The 25,407-nt window shown below is 55.2% G+C and carries 18 protein-coding genes and 1 tRNA gene; 12 read left to right on the top strand and 7 right to left on the bottom strand.

The window, feature by feature from the left end; genetic code table 11:
- Nucleotides 1-277 precede the first annotated feature (277 nt).
- The 3 genes from B880_RS0103105 to B880_RS0103095 all read right to left on the bottom strand — a co-directional run bounded on the left by B880_RS0103105 (nt 278) and on the right by B880_RS0103095 (nt 3,232).
- Entirely contained in the window at nt 278-1,111 is an 834-nt protein-coding gene (locus B880_RS0103105) for a glycosyltransferase family 8 protein (RefSeq protein WP_017345907.1), read from the bottom strand.
- Between the two features lie 16 nt (nt 1,112-1,127).
- On the bottom strand, nt 1,128-2,507 hold the full coding sequence (locus tag B880_RS0103100) for a D-arabinono-1,4-lactone oxidase (RefSeq protein WP_017345906.1): 1,380 nt from the start codon (nt 2,505-2,507) through the stop codon (nt 1,128-1,130).
- An 86-nt stretch (nt 2,508-2,593) separates the two neighbouring features.
- Nucleotides 2,594-3,232: a TetR family transcriptional regulator gene (locus B880_RS0103095; RefSeq protein ID WP_017345905.1), complete on the bottom strand. Its 639-nt coding sequence runs from the start codon at nt 3,230-3,232 to the stop codon at nt 2,594-2,596.
- A 168-nt stretch (nt 3,233-3,400) separates the two neighbouring features.
- Here B880_RS0103095 and B880_RS0103090 point away from each other — a divergent pair, with 168 nt between their 5' ends.
- The 8 genes from B880_RS0103090 (at nt 3,401) to B880_RS0103055 (ending at nt 16,556) form a co-directional block, all read left to right on the top strand.
- Nucleotides 3,401-4,675, top strand: coding sequence for a nitrate regulatory protein (locus B880_RS0103090; protein ID WP_017345904.1), 1,275 nt, complete (start codon nt 3,401-3,403; stop codon nt 4,673-4,675).
- A gap of 279 nt (nt 4,676-4,954) precedes the next feature.
- Nucleotides 4,955-6,214 (top strand): CmpA/NrtA family ABC transporter substrate-binding protein, encoded by a 1,260-nt coding sequence (locus B880_RS0103085; RefSeq protein WP_017345903.1) that lies wholly within the window; start codon nt 4,955-4,957, stop codon nt 6,212-6,214.
- An 11-nt stretch (nt 6,215-6,225) separates the two neighbouring features.
- Nucleotides 6,226-7,104: a nitrate ABC transporter permease gene (gene ntrB / locus B880_RS0103080; protein WP_017345902.1), complete on the top strand. Its 879-nt coding sequence runs from the start codon at nt 6,226-6,228 to the stop codon at nt 7,102-7,104.
- 10 nt (nt 7,105-7,114) lie between these two features.
- Nucleotides 7,115-7,909, top strand: coding sequence for an ABC transporter ATP-binding protein (locus B880_RS0103075; protein WP_017345901.1), 795 nt, complete (start codon nt 7,115-7,117; stop codon nt 7,907-7,909).
- Between the two features lie 11 nt (nt 7,910-7,920).
- Nucleotides 7,921-10,830 (top strand): nitrite reductase large subunit NirB, encoded by a 2,910-nt coding sequence (nirB, locus tag B880_RS0103070; RefSeq protein WP_017345900.1) that lies wholly within the window; start codon nt 7,921-7,923, stop codon nt 10,828-10,830.
- A gap of 15 nt (nt 10,831-10,845) precedes the next feature.
- Nucleotides 10,846-11,667: a uroporphyrinogen-III C-methyltransferase gene (cobA, locus tag B880_RS0103065; RefSeq protein ID WP_017345899.1), complete on the top strand. Its 822-nt coding sequence runs from the start codon at nt 10,846-10,848 to the stop codon at nt 11,665-11,667.
- A gap of 11 nt (nt 11,668-11,678) precedes the next feature.
- A complete protein-coding gene (locus tag B880_RS0103060; RefSeq protein ID WP_017345898.1) occupies nt 11,679-15,701 on the top strand; it encodes a bifunctional nitrate reductase/sulfite reductase flavoprotein subunit alpha in 4,023 nt (1,340 codons plus the stop codon).
- A 504-nt stretch (nt 15,702-16,205) separates the two neighbouring features.
- Nucleotides 16,206-16,556, top strand: coding sequence for a hypothetical protein (locus tag B880_RS0103055; protein ID WP_017345897.1), 351 nt, complete (start codon nt 16,206-16,208; stop codon nt 16,554-16,556).
- 139 nt (nt 16,557-16,695) lie between these two features.
- On the opposite strand, the gene B880_RS0103050 is transcribed toward B880_RS0103055, so the two are convergent.
- Nucleotides 16,696-17,574 carry an alpha/beta fold hydrolase gene (locus tag B880_RS0103050; RefSeq protein ID WP_017345896.1) on the bottom strand — a complete coding sequence of 293 codons (879 nt, stop codon included), beginning with the start codon at nt 17,572-17,574 and terminating at the stop codon, nt 16,696-16,698.
- Between the two features lie 218 nt (nt 17,575-17,792).
- On the opposite strand from B880_RS0103050, the gene B880_RS0103045 reads away from it, so the two are divergent.
- Complete coding sequence (locus B880_RS0103045) at nt 17,793-18,776, top strand: PLP-dependent cysteine synthase family protein (RefSeq protein WP_017345895.1); 984 nt, start codon at nt 17,793-17,795, stop codon at nt 18,774-18,776.
- 6 nt (nt 18,777-18,782) lie between these two features.
- Here B880_RS0103045 and B880_RS0103040 read toward each other — a convergent pair whose 3' ends face one another.
- A complete protein-coding gene (locus tag B880_RS0103040) occupies nt 18,783-19,388 on the bottom strand; it encodes a pentapeptide repeat-containing protein (protein WP_017345894.1) in 606 nt (201 codons plus the stop codon).
- A 583-nt stretch (nt 19,389-19,971) separates the two neighbouring features.
- Between B880_RS0103040 and B880_RS0103035 the strand changes: the two genes are divergently transcribed.
- Nucleotides 19,972-21,303, top strand: coding sequence for an MFS transporter (locus tag B880_RS0103035; RefSeq protein ID WP_017345893.1), 1,332 nt, complete (start codon nt 19,972-19,974; stop codon nt 21,301-21,303).
- A gap of 108 nt (nt 21,304-21,411) precedes the next feature.
- On the opposite strand, the gene B880_RS0103030 is transcribed toward B880_RS0103035, so the two are convergent.
- A complete protein-coding gene (locus B880_RS0103030; protein ID WP_017345892.1) occupies nt 21,412-22,614 on the bottom strand; it encodes an NAD(P)/FAD-dependent oxidoreductase in 1,203 nt (400 codons plus the stop codon).
- Nucleotides 22,615-22,949: 335 nt separating this feature from the next.
- Here B880_RS0103030 and B880_RS0103020 point away from each other — a divergent pair, with 335 nt between their 5' ends.
- Nucleotides 22,950-23,513, top strand: coding sequence for an RrF2 family transcriptional regulator (locus B880_RS0103020; protein WP_017345890.1), 564 nt, complete (start codon nt 22,950-22,952; stop codon nt 23,511-23,513).
- Between the two features lie 246 nt (nt 23,514-23,759).
- On the opposite strand, the gene B880_RS0103015 is transcribed toward B880_RS0103020, so the two are convergent.
- A tRNA-Asn gene (locus B880_RS0103015) sits at nt 23,760-23,835 on the bottom strand.
- A 343-nt stretch (nt 23,836-24,178) separates the two neighbouring features.
- On the opposite strand from B880_RS0103015, the gene B880_RS0103005 reads away from it, so the two are divergent.
- Entirely contained in the window at nt 24,179-25,300 is a 1,122-nt protein-coding gene (locus B880_RS0103005; protein ID WP_017345888.1) for a Gfo/Idh/MocA family protein, read from the top strand.
- Nucleotides 25,301-25,407: the final 107 nt, after the last annotated feature.

The raw sequence follows: 25,407 nt of genomic DNA, 5'->3' as shown, positions 1-25,407 counted from the left end.
GTCGCAGATGGCGGGGAGTGCCGTAAAGACGCCGTGAATCCTTCCCTGGAGGCTCTGCCGCTGCATCCATGCAGCGGAAGCTTTACTCTACTCCCCGCCATCCCCGCCTTCATGTAGGTGATGTGCAGATCCTCTTCCGAGCCTGCATATGAGTGATGTGCAGACCATTGCCCGTGCGATTTGTGGCTGCGCAACTCCCATTGATTGCCGAGCGTGCTCCCTCTCCCGCTGGCGGGAGAGGGTTGGGGTGAGGGTGGATGTGGCCCCGAAAACGCCGCTAAATCCTGCCGTTGTAATGATCCCACCAGCGTTTATCCAGCGCGTAGTAGCGGTCGCGCTCAGCCTCTGGCTGCTGCAAGTCGCGCACCCAGGGCTTGGCGAGAATAAAGTGCAAATTCTTCACCTCCGGCTCGTGCCAGAGCTTAGGGTGCTGGAAGGGCAACGTTTTCAACGCATTATAAATGTAGGGTAGAGGCAGCCAGCGGCCAGCAAACGCTTCGTTCAATAAATCCTGCTCGGAAAAGGGGTAGGCGCGTAAATCATCGATCGCCGCAATGCGTGCCGAAAGCTGCTTAAACACCTCCGGGTCAGGCTTCAGAACCAAAAAGCCGCCGTTAAGATACAAATCGACGTTTTCCGGTGCCGGTTGCCCCCGTTCCTGCCAGGTATAGTGGCAATAATCAGGTTGCCAGCTGGCGGGGTAAGAGGCGATGCGGTTGGGATTACAGCGACAGGCATGGCAGGCGGCCAGCAGGTTATCCCCCAAATCCAGGGTAAAAAGCTCATCCATATTCTGCAACACCAACATATCGGCATCGAGAAACACTACGCGCTCGCAATCCGGCAACTGCCAGACGCGCAGTTTGGTCCACACTTCACCAAACTGTGCCGACGCATAGTGCTCACTCAAACCCGAAGGCGGTTGCAGCGGAGAAACCGGATGGATCAGGCAGCCTTCCTGCTGTAACAGTTCACGGTCGGCATGGCTAATGGCGTCAGTCACCATTACCACTAACGGCCACTGCGTCTTGCTCTGACGCAGCGAACGTTGCAAAGCACGAACGCCAATCAGGTAATTCGGTTGTGTTAAAAGCGTAGCCCAGGCGTACACGGTGCTCTCCTTATCCTTAATCAAACAGAGTGTTCACATACTGATTGCTAAACCGACGAGTCGGATCGAGGCTGGCACGCAGCGCGCGGAAATCATCCCAGTGGGGATAAACCTCACGCCATTGATAACGCGTGGGATCATAATATTTCCCCCAATGTGGGCGTCCCCCTTCCGCAGCCAACAGCTTTTCTACCTCGGTCAGAAAATGCAGCCCCTCCTGAGAGAGCGAACCATCATCGGCGTAATACACCACAAAACCGAAAAAGCAGGTGGCGCGATCGCTGGCCGGGCTTAGCCAGGCAGCAGAAGGGCCAGTACAGCGCAAAATGATGGGGTAGTGCATATGTGGGCGGTTCTCAGCGTACCAGCGCTTGATCTTCCTGATGATGGCTGGCGTGCGATCCAGCGGAACACCGATCTCGACATTAATCTGCGGGACCGCAATACCACGGCACAGCAGTTGATACACATCGCCTGTGACGTCTGTAAAATCGCGAAAGCGCGTCACGGTGCGGAACTGTTTACCGCCTTTCCCTTCAACCTGGGTATCACGGTGCATATGCGCCAGGGTCTGATCGATAGTGCGATTCAGGCGAGAATCTCCCTCATCCGCGTGCTCAATCACTGCCCGGCCCTGGGCATAATATTGCTCGCGCAATGACGCGCTGGCGGGATTGATATTCCAGACGTGCAGCACATCGTCGTCAACAAACCACCAGGCCTTGCTGAACTCATAGGTCTGGTTCCAGCGCAAGAGATCCTGCTCCAGCGTTGCCGCCGGAACGGCGTGCTTCTCACAGGTAAAAATGCGAAACGGCACGGTGCGCAACGTTATTGCCGTCACGACACCCAGCGTCCCCAGACTTACCTGAACGGCAGCAAACTCAGGGTCTCCACGGTGAAATTCGCGGATGCTGCCATCGGCGAGCACCATACGAATCGCCAGGGCTTCGTCTGCCAGCGAACTTTGCTGCATACCTTGCCCGTGTGTCCCGGTGGCGATAGCACCCGCCAGCGTCTGTACGGCGATCACCCCCGGCGAACAGCCGAACATACGATCCATGCGGGTGAGATGATCAAACAGATCTTCCAGCCGGGTGCCTGCGGCCACGGTAATACTCTGTGCATCGTGATGCAGAATCCCCTGTAAGGCACTGAGATCCAGCAGCAGATCATCCTCTGCCACGTTCAACATGCGCCCTGGGGACAAGCGGCTGCCCACCAGTCGCACACTGCCTGAGTGTTGGCGTAACAACTGCTGGACTTCAGCTTCAGATTGCGGGGTTTTTACCTGGAAGTGTTGGGCCAGACGCGCATTTTTCGCCCAGTTCCACAAGCTGCCATCGTCGGGATTGTCGCTATGGCGGAGCGGGTAGAGCAGAGAATCGTGATTCACGGTAGCGCTCCTCAACAAAAGTGTGATGGTCTCAATGTCTAATAAAGCGTAGACCATCACAGCTTTAGAGCGAGCGATACGGTAATCTAGTCGGTTTTTTGCACGTAGCGCAGTGTGGCAATAACCGCTAACTGGCGGTTACGGCGGATATTATCCGCTTCACTGTGGTCCGGGCTAAACAGGGTATTAAAGGTGTAACGGTTTGCTACATGATGCACACAGATGCTGCTCAACAGCCGGTGAACATCTATGGTTTGCACCTCTTTCACAAACACGCCCTGTTGCTGACCGCGCGCGAGAATGTCGTCCAGCAAATCTAACGCACTCTTATTCAACGCTTTAATGCGGGCAGACTGGCTGATATAGCGACCGCGCAGCAGGTTTTCGCTACAGACCAGGCGGATAAAATCTGGATGCGTGGCGTGATAGTCAAAACTGGCTTCTACCAGCCGGGTCAGCGCCTCTTCTGGCGGCAGGGATGCAAGGTTCAGACTGGTTTCGTGTTCACGAATCGACTGATAAACCTGCTCCAGTACCTCAATATACAGCTGCTCTTTATTACCGAAATGATAGACCACCATACGTTTGGTGGTTTCCGCGTATTCCGCAATTTGTTCCAGCCGCGCACCTTGCATACCGAACTCGGCAAAGGTTTTCAGTGCGCCTGCGATGATACGTTTTTTTAAGCCTTCGGGGTCGTTTTTGCGTTTTGTAGTCTCAGACATAACTCAGTTGAAAGTAATTAAGCCGGCGTCAGGGTAGCACAGCCCAGGTGTAAATTGTTTGTTAATAGGAAAAAAGCAGAACCTTTCGCCCTGTTTCGTACCGTTTACAGTTAGCCTGGCGCAGCGTTTGCATGGGATTACGTCATCATCTCTTCAGGAACGATCGCGATGAACGCTGATTCTGCTACCACAGTGCGATTTCTGCTGGCATCACGCCAGTGTGAACTCAACAGCCTGCGTTACCTGCTGCAAACCGGCGAACTGGTGGGGAAAATCAGCCAGATGGTGCATATGCTGCAACGTGAACGCGGCACCAGTAACCTCTATCTCTGTACCCAGGGCCGCCTGTGTGGCGAGCAACTGGCGCAACGCGCACAGGATGCTCACGCGGCGCAGGTTGCGTTGTTACACCACCTCGACCAGCTTGAAACACTCACGGCGGCTCTGCCTCAGGCCAGTCGGTTACTCAGCCGGGTCGCCAGTGTGGTCTATGCCCTGAGCCTGTTGCCCGCGCTGCGTCAGCAGGTGCGCCAGCTCACGGCGCAGGATGCCATCGCCTTTTTCAATGACACCATTCGCCATCTGCTGGCGCTGGTCTTTGAACTCTCGGATGCCGCCGCAGAGCCCGCCATCTCACGTGCGCTGATTGCCCAGTTCAGCTTTATGCAGGGCAAAGAGTTGGCAGGGCAGGAGCGTGCCGCGGGCGTGGCCGCACTGGCCGCCGGACAACTCGATGAACATTCACAGCACACGCTGCTGGATTTGATTGAACGCCAGGATCGCTGCTTCGCGACCTTTGCTGAGTTCTGTGATGCTGCCCATCGTCAGCGCTGGCTGGATCTCACGCCGGACAGTGAATTTGAACGGCTGCGGCGTATTGCCTGCACCCGGCGCACCCGCCAGGGCGCAGATGAGGCGGAGAGCCTGCGCTGGTTCAGTGTCGCCACCCAACGCATTGATGGCATGAAACAACTGGAAGACGCGCTTCAGGCCAGCCTGATGGATCTGTGCCGCGCACGCATTGCGGTGCAGGAACAGGCTAACAATGAGCAACGGGCTGATATCACCAGCCTGATGGGGCAGCACACCCAGGAAGAGGGCGGCTATGCGGTCTTTATGCCGCATGCAGGCCATGAACAAGGTGAATGGCTGGCCAATGATGAGGGGGTCACTCCGCAGCTCAGCCGTTCGTTACTCAGCCTGGTACAACAGCAGGCGCGGCGTTTACAGGCGCTGGATCATGAGCTCACCACCCTGCGTGCCACGCTCAACGAACGCAAAGCGATAGACCGGGCGAAAAGCCTGCTGATGCAGCACCGTGCGCTGTCAGAAGAAGAAGCCTATAAAACCCTGCGGCGGATGGCCATGAATCAGAACAAGAAGCTGGTAGAGATTGCCACGGCGATGTTGGCGGTGGCGGACATTTTGCAGGAAAGTCCCTAAGCAAGATATGCACACTAAAGGTGCGTGTATGTGCACTGGCGGTGCAAAGACGTGCTGGCGCAGAACCACTCAGGCGGAAAAAACGCCAGAATCACGCGTTTCATAAGGGGAGGTAAACCTGGCACAGCAGTTGCTTCATTAAACCCAACATAACTTACTCAGCTTGGCCAACGGCGGTCAGCGCAGAGTAACCGGATAACGGCGTCCATAAGCGTGCACTTTGCACGGGCTTATGGACGCCGTTTTTTTTTCGTCAGAATTAGCGTGAAGGTGTCGTGGATGAGTGATAACAGCACAATAAAAAACCAGATAAACCGCCGTCAGTTTCTGCTGGGCGGTGCCGCGCTAGGGGGCAGTTACTTACTGCCAGGGCTGATGAACAGCGTGTGGGCGGCAGGCTCAGATGCCCCTGAGAAAAAAGAGGTGCGGGTGGGGTTTATCCCGCTGACTGACTGCGCCTCAGTGGTGATGGCCTCAGTGAAAGGCTTCGATAAAAAGCACGGCATCTCCCTGGTGCCAAGCAAAGAAGCCAGCTGGGCAGCGGTGCGCGACAAACTCCTCTCCGGTGAACTGGACGCTTCACACATCCTTTATGGACAGCTCTATGGCTTGCAAATGGGCCTCGCCGGTCCGCAGAGCAACATGGCTTGCCTGATGACGCTGAACCAGAACGGCCAGGCGATCACCCTGGCGAATGCGCTGCACGATGCCGGTGTCAGCGACCTCGCGGGCCTGCAGAAAAAAGTCGCCGCCAACCCGGCAGGCACCTACACCTTTGCGCAAACCTTCCCCACCGGCACCCATGCCATGTGGCTCAACTACTGGCTGGCCAGCGCAGGTATTAATCCGCTCACCGACATCCGCAGCGTGGTGGTGCCGCCGCCGCAAATGGTGATGAACATGAAAATCGGCAACATGGTGGGTTACTGCGTGGGAGAGCCGTGGAACCAGCGCGCCATTAGCGACAACATCGGCTTTACCGCCGCCACCAGTCAGCAGATCTGGCCCGATCATCCGGAAAAAGTGCTGGGTACGCGAGAAGCCTGGGTCAACAGCAATCCCAATACCGCGCGGGCACTTACCGCAGCCGTGCTGGAAGCCGCCCGCTGGATCGATGCCTCGGAGGCGAACCGCCGGGAAACCGCGCAGGTGATTGCCGGACGCGCCTGGATCAACACCAAAGAAGAGACCATTGTCGGGCGGATGCTCGGCCAGTACCAAAACGGTATCGGCCAGAGCTGGCAGGACGATCACGCCATGCGCTTCTTCCATGATGGCGAAGTGAGCTTCCCATGGCTCTCCGATGGCATGTGGTTCATGACGCAGCATAAACGCTGGGGCTTGTTAAAGCAGGAGCCAGACTACCTTGCCGTGGCGCGTCAGGTTAACCGGATTGATATCTACAAACAGGCTGCGACGCAGGTAGGCAACGTCGCGATTCCAGACAGCGAAATGCGCAGCAGCGTGCTGATCGATGACAAGCGCTGGGACGGCAGCAACCCCGCTGCCTACGCCAACAGTTTCAGTGTTAAGCAATAAGCGAGGTCGCAATGAAAAATCAGGCTCAGATCATTCCGCTGACGGCGGAAAGTCACACAAGCGCGGAGATTGTCGCGCTGCCTAAGCCCACGCCTGTACCGCGCGTGCGCCGTTCCTGGCTACGTCCGCTGCTGCAACGGGCTTTTCCTGCCGCACTGGGTGTCGCACTGCTGCTGGGTGTCTGGCAGATTGCGGCCATCACCAGCAAGGGCTTTCCCACTCCCTGGTCAACCGCGCAGGCCGCCGTCAGTCTGTTCGCCGATCCGTTCTACATTGCCGGGCCGAACGATCAGGGGATTGGCTGGAACGTGCTGGCCTCGTTACAGCGTGTGGCGATGGGCTTTGGGCTGGCCGCGCTGGTGGGGATCCCAACCGGTTTCCTGATTGGCCGTTTTACCTTTGTGGCTCACATGCTTAACCCGATCATTTCGCTGCTGCGCCCGGTCAGCCCGCTGGCGTGGTTACCGATTGGTTTACTGCTGTTTCAACGTGCAGAACCGGCTTCCAGCTGGACCATCTTTATCTGTTCGATCTGGCCGATGATCCTTAACACCGCTGAAGGGGTGCGCCATATCCCACAAGACTACCTGAACGTGGCTCGTGTGTTGCGCCTGTCGGAATTCACCGTGATGCGCAAAATCCTGTTGCCTGCGGTCCTGCCCAACATTTTGACCGGCATGCGTCTGTCGATTGGCATCGCTTGGCTGGTGATTGTGGCGGCCGAAATGCTGACCGGCGGCATGGGCATTGGCTTCTGGATCTGGAATGAGTGGAACAACCTCAATGTGGAACACATTCTCGTTGCCATCCTGGTGATTGGTGCCGTTGGCCTGTTACTGGAACAGGGGCTGATGTGGATCGCCCGCCGTTTCAGCTATGACAACCGTTAAGGAGGGGATGATGCGTAATCAACCCGTTATTCGTGTGCAGCAGGTGAGCCAGCGTTTTAACACCGCCAGCGGTGAGTTCCTGGCCCTCGACAACGTCAGTTTTGATATTCATCAGGGGGAAACCCTGAGCCTGATTGGCCACTCCGGTTGTGGCAAATCGACGCTGCTTAACCTGATCGCCGGTCTGACCCTGCCGAGCAGCGGTGGGCTGCTGTGCAATAACCGTGAAATTGCCGGACCCGGTCCAGAACGTGCGGTGGTGTTTCAGAACCATTCTCTGCTGCCGTGGCTTTCAACCTATGAAAACGTAGCGCTCGCGGTGCGGCAGGTGTTTCGTGGCGAGATGAACAAAAGCGAAATGCACGAGTGGATCATGCACAACCTGGAACTGGTACAGATGGCGCACGCCCACAACAAACGTCCTGGCGAGATCTCAGGCGGCATGAAACAGCGTGTCGGCATTGCCCGGGCGCTGGCGATGAAACCGGAAGTCCTGCTGATGGATGAGCCATTCGGTGCGCTGGATGCCTTAACCCGTGCCCATTTACAGGATGCGGTGATGGCGATTCAGCAGCGCCTCAACACCACCATTGTGTTGATCACCCACGATATGGATGAGGCCGTGCTGCTCTCTGACCGGGTCTTGATGATGACCAATGGCCCGGCGGCCACCGTAGGCGAAATCATGCGGGTTGACTTACCGCGCCCACGTTCGCGCGTTGCGCTGGCGGATGACAGCCACTATCAGCAGTGTCGTCAGCAGGTGTTGCAGTTCCTGTATGAAAAACAGCCGAAAGCCGCATAAGGAGAGCCGAAATGCAAAAGCCCGTATTAGTGATGGTTGGACACGGCATGGTCGGCCACTATTTTCTCGAGCAGTTGGTGGAGCGCCAGCTTCATCTGCACTACCAGGTGGTGGTGTTTGGTGAAGAACGCCTGCCAGCTTATGACCGCGTACACCTGTCAGAGTACTTTGCTGGCCGTAGCGCGGAGTCGCTGTCGCTGGTGCAGCCCGATTTCTTAGCCAACAGTGGTATCACGTTGCGGACCTCTAGCCGCATCTGCGCGGTGGATGCGGAGCGTCAGTGCGTAATTGATGAGCACGGTGAAGAGACACACTATCAGCAGTTAGTGCTGGCGACCGGGTCTTATCCGTTTGTTCCCCCGATGCCCGGTCACGATCGTCCCGGCTGCCTGGTTTATCGTACCCTTGACGATCTGGATGCGATTGCGGCGCAGGCTAAAACCGCGCGCAGCGGCGTGGTGATTGGCGGAGGCTTGCTGGGATTAGAAGCGGCGAATGCACTGCGCCAACTGGGGCTGGAAACCCACGTGGTGGAATTTGCCCCGCGTCTAATGGCGGTACAGCTGGATGAGGGCGGAGCAGCCATGCTGCGCCACAAAATCGAAGCGCTGGGCGTTCAGGTGCACACCAGCAAAGAGACACGAGAAATTGTTGATGGAGAACAGGCGCAGCATCGTCTGTGCTTTGCGGATGGCTCCCATCTGGAAACCGATTTGCTGCTGTTCTCTGCGGGGATTCGCCCACGCGATAACCTCGCGGAGAGCGCCGGTCTGAGCCGTGGCCCGCGCGGTGGCATCGAGATTAACGATCGCTGCCAGACGTCCGACGCCACCATTTTTGCCATTGGCGAATGTGCGCTGTGGGACGGGAAAATTTTTGGCCTGGTCGCACCGGGTTATCAAATGGCGCGTTGCGTGGCCGATCACCTGCTCGACAAAGAGAACCTGTTTACCGGTGCCGATATGAGTACCAAACTCAAGCTGTTGGGCGTTGACGTGGCCTCTATTGGCGATGCACATGGCCGCACGCCGGGCAGCCAGAGCTATCAATGGCGTGATGGACCCAATGAGATCTATAAAAAAATTGTGGTCTCAGCCGATGGCAAGCTGCTGCTGGGCGCGGTGCTGATTGGTGACAGCAGCGACTACAGCACGCTGTTACAGATGATGCTCAACGGCATGCCGCTGCCCGCTCAGCCTGAAATGTTGATTTTGCCCCAACCCTCGGGCAGTGAACCCAAAGGGTTGGGTGTCGCAGCACTGCCGGACAGCGCACAGATCTGCTCGTGCCATAACGTCAGTAAAGCCGATATCTCCACGGCGGTGGTGGCGGGGTGCAGCGAAATGGGTAGCCTGAAAGCCTGCACCAAAGCCGGTACCGGCTGCGGTGGCTGTGTTCCGTTACTCAAACAGGTGCTGGAGTATGAGCTGACCCAACTTGGGGTGGAGGTGAAAAAGGATGTGTGCGAGCACTTCGCCTTCTCGCGCCAGGAGATCTACCATCTGATCCGCGTGCATCAGATCCGCAGCTTTAGCGCGCTGATCGCCCGTTTTGGTCAGGGTTCCGGTTGTGAAGTGTGTAAGCCGCTGGTGGGATCGCTGCTGGCATCCTGCTGGAACGATTACCTGCTGGAGCCACAGCACTTGCCGTTGCAGGACACCAACGATCGCTTCTTCGCTAACATGCAAAAAGACGGGACTTACTCGGTGGTGCCGCGCATTCCCGCGGGTGAAATCACTCCTGAGGGGTTGATTGCCATTGGACAGGTGGCTCAACGCTACCAGCTGTACACCAAAATCACCGGCGGACAGCGGGTCGATCTGTTTGGCGCACGACAGGAACAACTCCCGGCGATCTGGCGTGAGCTGGTGGATGCCGGTTTTGAAACCGGGCATGCCTATGGCAAGTCGTTACGCACGGTGAAATCCTGCGTCGGTTCCACCTGGTGCCGCTACGGCGTGCAGGACTCCACCGGCCTGGCGCTGGCGCTGGAGCAGCGCTACAAGGGGCTGCGTTCACCGCACAAAATCAAAATGGCGGTGTCGGGTTGTACCCGCGAATGTGCCGAAGCGCAGAGTAAAGACATTGGGGTGATCGCCACGGATAAAGGCTGGAATCTCTATGTGTGTGGCAACGGGGGCATGAAACCGCGCCATGCCGATCTGTTTGCCAGCGATCTCGATCGCGAGACCTTAATTGCCACTATTGATCGGCTGCTGATGTTCTACATTCGCACCGCCGATCGCCTGCAACGTACCAGTACCTGGCTGGATAATCTCGAAGGCGGCATCGACTACCTGCGCGAGGTGATCCTGCAAGACAGCCTCAGCATCGGTGCGGAGCTGGAAAGTGAAATGGCCCATGTGGTTGGCAGCTACCAGTGTGAGTGGCAGACCACGCTGGCCAGCCCAGAGCGACTTGCGCTGTTCCGCCCCTTCCTCAATGACGCAACGCCAGACGAAGCGGTGGTGATGGTGCCACAGCGCGGCCAGATCCGCCCGGCGCAGCCGGAGGAGAAAACCGTCTCTACGGCGCAAGTGGTGGCAGAGGGTGAGTGGGTGCGGATTGCGGCACTGACCGATATTCCAGCCAACGTCGGCATGGCGGCCCGCCTCGGTCAGCAGCAGATTGCGCTGTTCCATCTCCCCGACAGCGAGCCCCGGATCTACGCGCTGGATAATCTCGAGCCTGGCACCGGGGCCAATGTGTTATCACGCGGTTTGCTCGGTGATATTGCCGGTGAGCCGGTGGTGTTCTCGCCACTGTATAAAAAGCGTTTCCGCCTGAGCGACGGGATTAGCCCGGATGACAACACCCTACGTGTCCGCGCCTGGCCGGTGAAGATCGAACAGGGTGACATTTGGGTTAACACCTTGGCGCTGGCACACCCGTTAGCGGTGCAGCTGGCAGAGGCTTTCTAAGGGGAGGAGCAGACGATGACGCTTGAGACGACTCTCAAACAGGGGGAGCCACTGCGGGCCGGTGAGATCTGGCTAGTTGGCGCAGGCCCGGGTGACGTGGAGCTACTGACGCTGAAAGCACTGCGCGCTATCCAGCAGGCGGATGTGGTGGTGTATGACCGGCTGGTCTCCGGTGAGATCATGGCATTAGTCCCGGCAACTGCGCTGTGCATTGACGTGGGTAAGACACGCGGTTGTCATCGTCTGGCACAGCCGCAGATCAATCAACTGCTGGTTGAGCTGGCGCAGGCGGGGCAGCGGGTAGTGCGGTTAAAAGGCGGCGATCCGTTTATCTTCGGACGCGGGGGTGAAGAACAGGATTTTGCCCAGCAGGCGGGCATCATCTGCCATGTGGTGCCGGGCATCACGGCGGCCATCGGTTGTGCCGCTGCCGTCGGTTTGCCGCTGACCCATCGCGCCTGTGCGCAATCGGTGCGTTTTATCACCGGCCACGGCCGTGAGGGAGAACCGCAACTCGACTGGCCAACGCTGGTGGATAGCCAGCAAACCCTGGTGTTCTATATGGGGCTGAGCCATAGCAGCGGGCTGTGTCAGCGCTTAATGGAACACGGCATGGCGACCACCACACCGGTGGCGATCATCGAACGCGGCACGCAGCCCGATCAGCGCTTGCTCACGGCGACGCTGGCGAGTTTGCCTGCGCTGCTGGCGCAGTACCAGCCGCAATCTCCCAGCTTATTGATTGTGGGAGAAGTCGTGCGTTTTTGCCGCCATCCGGCACTGCGTCTCGAAAATCCCACTGCCGCCACGCAACTTGCGGACTCTGCCGCAGCCTGACGGGGGTACTGATGAAGCAGGTGAAAAGCGTTTGCCCTTACTGTGGTGTGGGCTGTGGCATTGTGATGCAGGTAGAAGCTAACCGCGTGATTAAAATCAGCGGTGATAAGCAGCATCCGAGTAATTTTGGCCGTCTGTGTACCAAAGGCAACAGTTGCCACCAGCCGCTGGCGGACTCTGGGCGGCTGGAGCAGGCGTTTATGCGCAGCGATCGCAGCCAGGAGCCGGTACAGGTGGGCATTGAGGAAGCCATCAACACCAGTGCAATGCGGTTGCGCGCCATTATTGATGAACATGGCCCGGACGCTGTGGCGTTATATGTGTCTGGACAGATGTCGCTGGAGGCGCAATACCTCGCCAACAAACTCGCCAAAGGCTTTATCGGGACCAACAATATTGAGTCCAACTCGCGCCTCTGTATGGCCAGTGCTGGCAGTGGCTATAAGCAGTCATTGGGTTCTGATGGTCCCCCTGGCTCGTATCAGGACTTTGATCACGCCTCGCTGTTTTTCGTCATTGGTTCCAATATGGCGGACTGCCACCCGATTCTGTTCTTACGCATGATGGATCGGGTAAAAGCCGGCGCGAAGCTGATTGTGGTTGATCCACGCCGCACCGCAACGGCAGAAAAAGCGTCACTGTTTTTGCAGCTCCGCCCTGGCAGCGATCTGGCCTTGCTCAATGGGCTGCTGGCGCTGCTGGTAAAAAACAACGCGCTGGATCAGGACTTCATAGAACGTTTCACCGAAGGCTGGCAGGCGATGCCCGAATTTCTGGCGGATTACACCCCCGAGCTTGTTGCCGAGCGCACCGGCCTGGCGGTGGCGGACATCCTGCAGGCGGCAACCTGGATCGGTGAAGCAGCAGAATGGATGAGCTGCTGGACGATGGGCCTGAATCAGAGCACCCACGGCACCTGGAATACCAACGCGCTGTGTAACTTGCACCTCGCGACGGGTGCAATTTGCCGCCGTGGCAGCGGGCCCTTTTCACTGACGGGGCAGCCGAATGCCATGGGCGGCCGCGAGATGGGGTATATGGGGATGGGGCTTCCCGGCCAGCGCTCGGTACTGGTGGCAGAAGACCGTCAGTTTGTTGAACAGCAGTGGGGCGTTCCTGCCGGTACGCTGCGCACCGATCTGGTGGGCGGAACGATAGAGATGTTTCGTCAGATGGCAGCAGGCAGCATTAAAGCGTGCTGGGTAATCTGTACCAATCCGGTTGCCAGTGCCCCTAATCGCCAGACGGTGATTGATGCCTTAAAGCAGGCCGAGCTGGTAATCACCCAGGACGCCTTCCTCGATACCGAGACCAATCGCTATGCCGATATTCTGTTACCCGCCGCGCTGTGGGCAGAGGCGGAAGGGGTGATGATTAACTCCGAGCGCAATATCACCCTGATGCCGCAGGCGATTACTCCACCCGGAGAAGCGCTGGCAGACTGGCAGATCATTGCCCGCGTGGCCTGTGCGCTTGGCTACAGCGCGGACTTTAGCTACGCCTCGGCGGAGGCGGTATTCGACGAGATCCGCGCGTTCGCCAATCCACACACCGGCTACGATATACGCGGCGTGAGTTATGCACGCCTGCGTACCACCCCCGTCCAGTGGCCCAGTCCGCCCGAGGACAGAGATGACCGTCACCCCTTACGTTACCGCCAGGCAGATAACGGCATTCGCTTTGCGACAGCCAGCGGTAAAGCGCAGTTTTTTGCCCGACCCGATATGCCCCCCGCCGAACTGCCGGACGATACGTTCCCGCTGGTGCTCAATACTGGCCGGGTACAGCATCAGTGGCATACCCTGACCAAGACCGGCAAAGTGGCGACCCTGAACAAGCTCAATCCCGGCCCGTTTGTGGAGATCAACCCGCAGGATGCACAGCGGCTGAATATCCACCCTCAGGATCAACTGGAGATTCGCTCACGGCGCGGCAGTGCAAGACTACCCGCGGTGGTAACCGACCGGGTATTGCCAGGTAACTGCTTTGCACCGTTTCACTGGAATGATGTGTTTGGTGAGCAGTTGGCGGTGAATGCCGTTACCAGTGATGCGGTTGATCCCGTTTCCCAGCAGCCAGAATTCAAATTTTCTGCGGTGTCCGTGACCCGCATGCCCCCTTCGCCAGTCAACCCCACCGCGCAGCGCGCTCAGGAGCCTTTAATGAAACCGGTTGATGCATTTGCGGCTTTACTGGGCCTTGAGACCACACCCGTGATGCAGTTGGAAGCGGATGAGAAGCACTATATGCAGGGGTTTCTTGCCGGATTGGGCAGCGATCATGTACAGCAGGCGTTGGGGGTGCCGGTGTTGCCTGCCAGTGCGCCGCTTTCTCATGATAAACGTCTGCGGGTGGACGGGATGCTAGCCGGGCTGTTTGCTCGCATTCCGCTGTCCGATTCTCTCGCGTTGCCGGTAGCGAGCGCACCGGTTGCCGATCCGGTACTGATCCTTTGGGCTTCCTCGACCGGTAATGCAGAAGGGCTGGCGGCACAGTGTGCGCAGCAGCTTAAGCAGGTGGGACAGACCGTCAAACTGGCGGCAATGGCGGATGTGACACCTGCCGATCTCACGGCGAGTAAACGCCTGCTGCTTATTGCCAGTACCTTTGGCGACGGTGATGCACCCGATGCCGCCACGCCGTTCTGGCAGGCACTACAGCAGGACAATGCACCACGTATGGAAGGGGTTTCCTATGCGGTGCTGGCGCTGGGGGATGCGAACTACGATCGCTTCTGCGGCTTTGGTAAACAGCTAGATGCTCGCTTTGCCGCACTGGGGGCGCAGGCATTAGCGGCGCGGGTAGATTGCGATGCTGACTATCAAGCCAGCGCAGCGGCCTGGTTACAGATGATCGCTGCCCGTCTTAAGGGCGAGGGGGCATCAGTGGAGGAGAAGGGGGTGGAAAAGCGGGTTGCCGAGGTGGGTTTCAGTCGCAACAACCCACTGGCGGCGCATATCGTGATTAACCGTGTGCTGAATCAGCCCGGTTCGGCCAAAGAGACCCGGCAAATCGCCTTTGATTTACAGGGGCATGATTTTCCCTATCAGGCGGGAGATGCGCTCGGCGTATGGCCACGAAACTGCCCACAGCAGGTTGCAGCGCTATTACAGCGGCTGCCTGAATCCGCCGATCACCCGGTGATGTTGCAGGAGGGCGATGAACTGCCGCTCAGTGTGGTGCTTGAACGCCACGTTGAGATTGGTCGTATTACACCGGAACTCCTGCAAATGGTCGCTGAACGCAGCGGTGATGCGGCGCTGGCACAGCGGCTACGTCCGGAATCGCGCGATGCGCTCCAGCAATGGCTGTGGGGACGTAATGTCTGTGATGTTTTGCAGCAGTTCTCTTTGCAGATTGCCGCACAAGATTTAGTCAATGTGCTGCGCCGTATGCAGCCCCGACTTTATTCAATCTCATCCAGCCCATTGGTGACTCCGCATCAGGTGCATGTCACCCTCTCAACCGTGCGCTACGATAAGCAGCGCGGTGGGCTATGTTCAACCTATCTTGCGGATCGGGCGGGTGAAGCGGCGGTGGCGATATTCGTGCAGAAGTCAGCGCACTTCCACCCACCCACCAACCCGGATGCCCCGTTGATTATGGTCGGCCCTGGCACCGGCATTGCGCCGTTCCGCGCTTTCCTCCAGCAGCGCCAGGCCAGCGGTGCCAGCGGGCGCAACTGGTTAATTTTCGGTGAACAGTGTGCCGCCACTGATTTTTATTATCAGGAAGAGCTGGAGACGTTCCAGCGCGAGGGATATTTGCAGCGGTTGGATACCGCCTTCTCCCGTGACCAGAAAGAGAAAGTTTATGTCCAGCAACGCATGAAGGAGCAGGGGGCTGAACTGTGGCGCTGGTTAGAGGACGGGGCCTATTTTTGTGTCTGCGGGGACGCCAGCCGTATGGCCAAAGATGTAGACGCCGCTCTGCGTCAGATTGCCCAACAGCATGGCGGTATGAGCACTGCCGCTGCCGCCGAATGGGTGACTCGTCTGGCGCAGGAGAAGCGCTATCTGCGGGATGTGTATTGATGAATGCTGATGAGTTGGACGCTCCCTCTCCCTTTCAAAAAACCGCACCATACATTCCCTCTCCCTTTTTTAGGGAGAGGGTCAGGGTGAGGGTAGGTCTGTGAGCTGTGCAGCCACAAATCGCACGGACGATGTCCCGCACATCACTCACATGAAGGCGGGGATGGTGGGGAGTAGAGTAAAGCTTCCGCCGCAAGGATGCGGCGGCAGAGCCTCCAGGGAAGGATTCACGGCGTCTTTACGGCACTCCCCACCATCTGCGACTGTAACGCACGAAGACTACCCGCACCATACGACTGGAACGCACGAACACAGTCGGCACCTTCCCAAACTGAAACGCACAAATACAGACCTTACCTCCTGCAACTGGCTCACAAGAACGCTCAGTACTGTGTGTGATCTGCTGGCTTCGGCATAGCGATGCGTCTAGTATTGATATCCGCTATCGGGGGATAGCACTGAACGTCATGATTCATCACACAGGGATAGAGGGAGAGTACGTTAATGAATAAGCTGAACACAGCATTGTTACTTCTGGCATTAACGCCAGTATTTGCTAATGCAAAAACAGTCAAAAATGATTGCCATTCATGGCCAATGAACATCACTGAAGGCTGGTTGAAAAATGCAGGAATTATTGACATTCCAGACCTGGATGAATCGAAAACAGAAGTCACCCTCCTTGTCTCCCAGAAAAATCATCATCATATCTACACCAACATCTTCAGATTTGTTTTTCATGCAAAAGACGGCAGAACATTTGAGGTGATTACACAAAATCTGGCCTCAGAGGATGAATGCTCAATTAGCGGCGTCAATAGTTATCTCGTCTCCAGAAGCTCAATAAATTACTGAGGTTAGTTGTTGGTCATGGCGGGTTGACAACCATCCAGTCGCAGTCCCTTGCGACTGGAATATAAGAATATCAACGGCCCAATCAGATACATGGATAAACACGAAACGATCTACACCACTTCGTTATATCCACCGCACTTCAGTTATCAAGGAAATTGATCAACGCATCATTAAACTCTTTCGGTGCCTGCAAGAACGCGAAGTGGCTGGTGTTCGGGATAATCAACAAGCCAGCACCGGGGATCGTCGCGGCAGTGTGCTCCAGCTCGGTGCGAATAATCCCTTCATCATGATCGCCATCGGCGATAACAATCGGCGTATGAATTTGCTGTAACTGAGCATCACTCCAGTTGGGCTGTGACTGCCACATCTTACCGATCTGATCGACGAAGCTATCGTACTGCTGCGGTGTCTTAGACAGTTTACGGTACTCGTCCCCTGCGCGCGTAATGTAGCGGGCGAACAGCGGGTTCTCCGCCACATCGGAACGCACGCCTGCCGTAGTGGTATTCGGGGCGTAGGCAAAGACTTTACTGACCCGGTCAGGGTGTCGCAGGGCGAAATCAATGCCAATAATTGCGCCATCACTCCAGCCAACGATCGCGGCTTGCGGAATATGCAGATGATCCATCAGCGCGACCACATCATCGGTCATCAAATCATAGCCAAATGGCTGAGCATTGCGGCTGCTACGGCCATGGCCTCGGCTGTCCACCACAATAACCTGATGATTTTTGGCGATTGCAGGCACCTGCAAGCCCCAGTAATCGGCATTTGCCAGTCCGCCGTGCAGGAAAATCACCGGGCTACCATGACCGATAGTACCGTAGAACAGATTGATGCCATTAACGTCTGCATACGCCGTTTTCAAACCTGCCACCGGCGCAGGCGTGGGGGGTAAATGCTGCCAGCGCTGGCTCCAGCTAACAGGGTTCTCAACAGCGTGTGCAACAGGCAACAGGGCGCTGCCAGACAGCAGGCCGCTCAACAGCAGGGCAAGGTAAGCGTTGGATTTCATCAGGTTGCTCCAGAGGTAATGAAACAACCAAACTACCTCTTTTGCTGCGTAAATATTAAGAGAAATTTTACTATTGTTTGCCATGAAAAGTTATAGGCACACCTGTAACGCAAACTCAGTTTCTAAATATTCATAGTTTATTTAACGCTTTTACAGCCATGGACAAAACCCATAGCTTATTTCCTTTGCGGCACGCCAGACAACAAAGGATAAGAGGGATGGGTGTTTACAACAATATCAGTGAAATTATCGGGCAAACACCGGTTTTACGCTTAAATGGGTTCATGAACAAATACCAGCTCAACAGCGATATTGTCGCCAAACTGGAGTACTTCAACCCCAATCACAGTGCTAAAGACCGGACCGCGCTAGGGATGATCAATGCCGCCGAACAGTCTGGTGAGCTAACGCCGGATATCACTCTGGTGGAGCGTACCAGCGGCAATACCGGGATTGGTCTGGCAGCGATTGCGGCGGCACGCGGTTATAAATTTCGTGTCTATATCAACGATTTTGCCAGCGGCGAGCGGACCACGGTCATGAAAGCTTTTGGTGCCGAAGTGGTGCCATTCAGTACGGTAGCCGGATTTAAACAGGCGCTTGAAGAGGCGAACGGCGACTACATCGCGTCAACGCGCTGGCTGAAGCAAAACGTGATTGATCAGCAACAGGGCGTACTGTTTACCGGGCAACTGGAAAACCAGGCCAACCCACTCATCCATTATCAAACCACCGGCCCGGAAATCTGGCAGCAAACCAGCGGCAAGGTGGATATCGTTATCGCCACGGTGGGCACCGGTGGAACCCTTTCCGGGGTGGGGCGCTTTCTTAAAGAGCAAAATCCGGCGATTAAGCTTATTGCAGTGGAACCAGGAAAGAACTCCATCCGTAATCGTGACAACCCCGAAGCGAAAACCATCACTGGCATCCATTCCATTAGCGATATGACGCCTGAACTCACGCCCGGTGCGATGAATCGGGCACTGTTTGATGAGATCTTTGCGGTCGAAACGGAACAGGCAGTTGCGGCGGCCCGTGAGGTAGCAATAACAGATGGCATTTTAGTCGGAGAATCTTCCGGTGCCGTGTTACATGCTGTCACGCAGCTTGCCACACGGCTGGATTTTCAGGAGAAGCGTATCGTCGTGATACTGCCAGACAGCGGCTTAACCTACCTCTCTACCGGGCTGTTCAGCGACTGATAACACCTACTCATCGATGATCTCTATCCCGAGGCTGGTCAGTAACGTAGCGGCTTCGGGCAGGGTAAAGCGCGCGCTTTTCACCTCATTGTTCAATACGTTGATATTGTAGCCGTGCGCCCAGGCGAAGTTAGCACCGGTCAGCCGGGTATGATGAAAGGTGGCGTGGGTAAAATCGCTACCGCTGAAATCTGCCGCCTCACACTGTGCTTCACTGAAATCTACCGCCTGTAATTTGCATTCAATCAAACTGCACTGCGCCAGATACAGGCCAAAAAACACCGAATCATTCAGCACAGAGTGATGAAAATTCAGTGCTGCCGGGAAGTTGAGTGTCGACCAGGCGGCGCGGGTCCAGTCGATGCCCACCAGCTTGCATTCGTGAAACGCCACCTCTCTGAACGAACTGTACGAGACATTTAACAGGCTGAGATTGCATTTGCTGAACTCGCACTCGAAGAAACTGCACTTGCGAAAGGTCGATTCAGTGAAATTGCAGTGGGTAAAAGTACAGTTCTCAAAGCGAGTATTTACTATCTCATCCTCGTTCTGTGAAATGTCTTTGAAATCTTCGTCAATATATTCCTGGTCAGAAATAAGGAGGTTAGTCATCGCTAATTGCCTGCTGCCGTTAACTTTTTAATAAAATATCAGGTGGTGGGCGAGGTGTAAATGTGATGCATCTCTTCAGCTTCAATCCTGTCCAGATTTATTCACACCATTAACAGAGTCTGGCGGCATCTGATCGCGATTTTTACCCTGGTGAGCAGGGTCACCGGGCAGCGCTCAATGACGCAAAAGCATCGAAGTCAGGAGGCGAATCCCGGCTAAGATCGAACTATAGAGATTTTGTATGAATACGCAAAGTATACAAAGCAAATACTAAAAAATAGAATAAATTTTCAAGGTGTTTTTTATTTTTTTATTAAAAACAACGAGTTGTGTTAATGGTGGTAAATGGTAAATTTCTATTTTGTGATCGGATAGTGATCACAATGTTGTGATTTCACCCCGCTGAGGGTATTTACACTCCGCTGTGGGAGGTATAGCTTTGCCTATGACTTCCGCTGTTGCTAGCGTAATTGAGAGCGTTGTTGACCACATTCAGAGCTGCCTAACTTTTTTTGAATCCTGCACATGATTCGAAAGGGGAATGCTGTATCAAAAAAAATAAATACCCAGGAGATACTCACTGATGAATAACAATAAAATTTCGATTGAAGATGTCCCTTTAAATAACTTTCACCAGTTAATGACATTACGTGCCGGCGGCGGCTGGATACTCGATGGCTATGTCCTGAGTATTATTGGCGTGGCCATCGTTCAGTTCTCTGGCTATTTACACCTGACCTCATTTTGGCAAGGGCTGATTGCTGCTTCCTCGATGTTCGGTACTTTCTTTAGCGGTTTTCTCGGTGGGCTATTAACCGATAAATTTGGTCGCCAGCGACTGTTTTTCGTCGGGCCGATTCTGTTTATCATCGGTTCCGTCGGGTCTTTCTGGACTGAATCTGCCGCGATGCTGTTCTTCCTGCGTTTCCTCGTTGGAGTAGGGGTAGGTCTGGAATACCCGGTGGCCGGTTCGTTACTCACCGAGTTCTTACCGCAGAAAAACCGTGGCCCACGTCTTGCCGCATTAACCATCCTGTGGTTTGCCGGTGCTGCATTGGCCTATATTGTCGGTAATGCCATCCTGGCTCAGGCGGGTGATAACGCATGGCGTTACGTGCTGGCAAGCCCGGCGGTGTTAGGTGCGCTGCTGTTCCTGATTCGTCTCGGGACTCCTGAATCACCACGCTGGTTAGTGAGCAAAGGTCGCCTGGCGGAAGCAGATAAAATCATCAAAAAGGTCTACGGTCCCTCTTTCTCGCTGGAGAATATGCCAAAAGAGTCTGAAGAGGCGAAAGTTTCACTGCGCGACCTGCTGGCTTCTGGTTACGGCAAACGCATGCTGTTTGTGGCGGTGTTCTGGAGTGCGGCGGTGGTGCCTATGTTCGCGGTTTACTCATTCGCGCCAATTGTCCTGCAGGCGCTGAATTTAACCGGTGAGTGGGCCTCATTAGGTTCAGTGGCGATTACTGTTCTGTTTGTGATTGGCTGCATCATCGCAACACGTCTGATTGACACTCTGGGCCGTCGCCGTCTGATTATTCACAGCTTCCTGTGGTCAAGCCTGGCGTTACTCGGCTTAGGCGCTTTCTCCCACGGTTCGCCTATGCTGGTGCTGGTGTTGTTCGGTGCTTATGCAGTCTTCATCGGTGGCGCGCAGGTGCTGGAACTGGTTTACCCGAATGAGTTGTTCCCGACTGAAGTACGTGCGTTCGCGGTGGGTATGGGCTCTTCCTTGTCCCGTATCGGATCTGCGGCAGGCACCTGGTTAGTGCCATTCTCCCTCGCAAGCCTGGGCATTGGTTACACCATGTACGCCGCAGCCGCAGTTTCACTTATTGGCCTGCTGGCATCCCTGTGGCTGGCACCAGAAACCAAAGGCATGACGCTGGAACAGGCCGCTTCACTCCAGCGTTAATCGGTCCCGTAACACGTTACAACAAGGCCGCCGGATCACTGGCGGCCTTGTTGTATAAAGCCTTTACACGTCACAAACCCATTTTTTTGACAGAATAATGATTAAGCGTCAGGCAATGGGAATTAAAGGATCGGCCGCTGCCCATGCAGCTTCACGATTCGCCGCCGGAGGATAGATCCAGACGGTGTTGATTTGCGTCTTGAGGGATTTCCCTTCTTGACGGGTCAATTTGACCTCACGGTTCCACCCTTCGGTATACACAGCACCCCATTGACCCAGGTCCAGACAGGTAACGTATTTAGGCTGACGATAGGCGATAGGCTCAATGCCCAAAATTTCTGCGGCCACGTTATTTCCGGCATGACGCCCCATGACGATGGCATGTTGGCAGGTCATAAGCGCATGATTACCGATATCATCGGTGGCAGCGTAGGCAACATCGCCGGTGGCATAAATATCGCGTTGACCAGTAACCGCCAGGTTTGAATCTACGTGCAAGCGCCCCAGCGCATCCTGTTTACCTGGAATCTGTGACGTTAGCGAGTCTGCCCGAACGCCTGTGGTCCAGACCACCGTTTTGGCTTCAATCCGTTGACCATCATCCAGCACTACGCCATGTTCATCGACAGCAACGACCGATGATTTTAACCGCCATTTTACGCCCAGCGCTTCGCACGCCTCAGCAATTGAACGGCTTATTTCAGCGCCCATTGAAGCACCAATTTCCGTGCTCCGGTCAACGATAATCACCTCGATATTGGCCTGCTCACCGAGGATTTTCCGCAGACGCGCAGGCATCTCAGTCGCCGTTTCGATACCCGTAAAGCCGCCACCTGCCACCACGACAGTATTACGCCCTTTACTTTCTGCAAGGCTGGCCAGGGATGTCAGATGCTGCTCTAAACGTACTGCCTGCTCTAACTGATCGACGTCAAACGCATATTCTGCAACGCCCTGAATTGACGGTGTTGCCAGGGAACTTCCGCTCGCTAAGACCAGTTTGTCATAGCCGACTCTCTGTTCCATTCCCGATGCATCTCTGTAAGCCACAGATTTTTCTGCAACGTTAATTGAAGATGCCGTGCCTTGAATGAATTTAATATCCAGTGCATCGAAAAGCGCATCGATTGGGGCTACCAGCGTGTGCGCATCCGGCTCGTAAAAACGTGGACGGATACGCAATTCTGCCTGAGGAGCCAGAACCGTCACTTCAACATCCTGATAGCCATGAATATTGAACAGGCGCGTTGCACTCACTGCTGCCCACATGCCGCCGAAGCCAGCGCCGATAATCATAATCTTATGTTTCATTTTCGCCTTGGTGTGAATTCATGTTGTTGATAATAAAGAGGTAATTTTTTTGATTAACGGGCATTACCCCTTACTGCTGGCGGCAACTGTTGTCCATCGAATAACTACGACTATATTGGTGGTAGTTTGTTTGTGCAAGCGCTATTCTGGCGTATGAAGCGTTCAGGCGGCAAAAAAACAACAGTGGAACCCATGCAAGGCGTTGATATTATTGAAATTAAATTTTAATGGCGTTGACGGGAAGGAATTTTATTCCTTGATAAAAGCAGGGCTTTAGCATTGTCTCTGTTGACTGCTTTCGATACCCTATGCGAACAATCCAGTCGGAGATAAGCATGTCCCTTTACAGCGCAGGTGTTGAATACGGTATTCACTGCCTTATATTTTTGGTGGGCGAAGGTGGGGAAAGTCGTGACGCCAGCGTGCGCGATCTTGCAGAACTACAAGGCGTTCCCGCAGATTACCTTGCCAAGATTTTCACTAAACTTGCCAAAAGCGCATTAGTGGTCGCCACAGAGGGGGTGAAGGGAGGATTCAAGTTAGCAAGGCCTGCCGACGAAATAAGCCTGCTGGATATTGTTAATGCCATTGATGGACGAAAGCTCATTTTTGACTGCCGGGAAATTCGCAGCCGTTGCGCCCTGTTCGACGGAACGCCGCCCGAATGGGCCATGGACGGATACTGCTCAGTACACGCAGCCATGATGACAGCGCAGAAACGTATGGAAGACGCCCTTGCTCAACAAACTGTGCTCGATCTCGCGAGAAAAGTCGGACGCAAATCACCGGCTGAATTTACCCATCAGGTTGATACATGGATTAAAAACCGTCGGGAAAAGAAAAGCAGCGTGAAGGCTTCTGATGAACAGCAGATTCACATCATCGATATTTCGGACTGAATGCCGAAAAGAAGCAGTACGCCCTGTGGTCAGGATCTGTCAGTGACAGTGGCTTATCAGAGGGCTGGATTTTCCTGAACGCTTTTAGCCGCTTTTACAGCCCTGTCAGCTTTACCCCCTATTTTTACCCGCAGAGGGTGTCGCTTAGCGTGTTTTAACCGACGTGTGTAGACATCAGGAAGGGTACAACCCATGGATAGAAAGCAAAAAGCCCGCTCAGGTTTCCCTGAGCGGGCTTTTCTAATTTGGCTCCTCTGACTGGACTCGAACCAGTGACATACGGATTAACAGTCCGCCGTTCTACCGACTGAACTACAGAGGAATCGTTTGAACGGGGCGCATAGTATCGACCCTGCTGGGTGTTGTCAAAACTCTTTTGCAGAAATGGGTTCGATTGCTGGTTTATTCAGCACCTGCGTGTTTTGGTGCCATTTCAGCGACTGAAACAGGGTGTTCAATGGGATTGTCCGTACACTATTTCAACCGTTCGCTGCCGTGCTAATCGTGATGTGCGTCACCTATTTTATGCAAACCATCATGTTGATTTGTCGTAAACCTCGAATTGATCGCATTAGTGATCACACATATTTCATTTGCCAATTGTAGCCGGGGCAAAACGAAATATATATTCCGCAAAAACCTCCCCACACATCAGGATGCACGGTATGAACAAAGTCAGAATCGGTATGATCGGCAGTGGCTACATTGGACGTTGTCATGCGATTGCTTATGCGCAGGCCCCCACGGTTTTTGCCCTGAAAGGCGAAATTGTGCGTGAGATGCTGGCAGAGGTGACGCCAGAGTTGGCAGTAGAGAAAGCGGCGACCTTTGGGTTTACGCGTTCAACCGGGAACTGGCGTGAGTTGGTGAGCGATCCGCAGATTGATGTCGTGGATATTTGCGCGCCGAATTTCCTGCATAAGGAGATGGCGCTGGAGGCAATTCGCCACGGTAAGCACGTCTATTCTGAAAAGCCGTTGTCGTTGAGCGTGGCGGATGCTGAGGAGATGGTACGTGCAGCAGCGGCCGCAGGCGTGAAGACTCTGGTCGGTTTTAACTATATGAAGAACCCGACCAGTCAGTTGGCGAAGGAGATTATCAGCCGCGGTGAGATTGGCGAAGTGGTGCACTTTTACGGTACCCATAATGAAGATTATCTCGCCAACCCCAGTACCCCGCGTGACTGGCACTGCCAGCAGGCGCTGGCGGGCCTCGGTGCGTTAGGCGATCTTGCGGCGCATATTGTGAATATGGCGCACTATTTGGTTGGGGATATCGATGAAGTCAGCGGCGATATGCTGACCGTGATTAAGCAGCGTCCCGATGCTAAGAATCCCGGGCAGATGTTACCGGTGGAGAATGAGGATCAGGCCAGTGCGCTGCTGCGGTTTAATAATGGTGCACATGGGGTGATTGAGACTTCACGTATCGCCTGCGGCAGTAAGATGGGGCTGACCTATGTGGTGACCGGGACCAAAGGCACGCTGCGTTATACCCAGGAGCGCATGGCCGAGCTGGAGCTGTATCTGCATGACGATCCTGCGGGACGGCAGGGCTTTAAGACCATCCTGACCGGCCCGGCACATCCTGACTATGCGAATTTCTGCGTGTCCGCCGGTCATGGTATTGGCTTTAACGATCAGAAGACGGTGGAGATTCGCGATTTAATCAACGGAATTGCCGCAGGCGATCGCATGTGGCCCGATTTTGCCGAAGGGTTGCAGGTGCAGAAGGTGTTAGAGGCGATCGCCATTTCCGCCGTGGAACGTCAGTGGGTTAGGGTTTAAGTTCGGTTTCAGTCTGGGGCGGTGCGGTTGGTGTTCGTGCGTTTCAGTCGCAGATGGCGGGGAGTGCCGTAAAGACGCCGTGAATCCTTCCCTGGAGGCTCTGCCGC

This window comes from Pantoea sp. A4 (assembly GCF_000295955.2).
GTDB classification, from domain to species: Bacteria; Pseudomonadota; Gammaproteobacteria; order Enterobacterales; family Enterobacteriaceae; genus Pantoea; species Pantoea multigeneris.
This window is presented reverse-complemented; position numbering and strand designations above follow the sequence as displayed.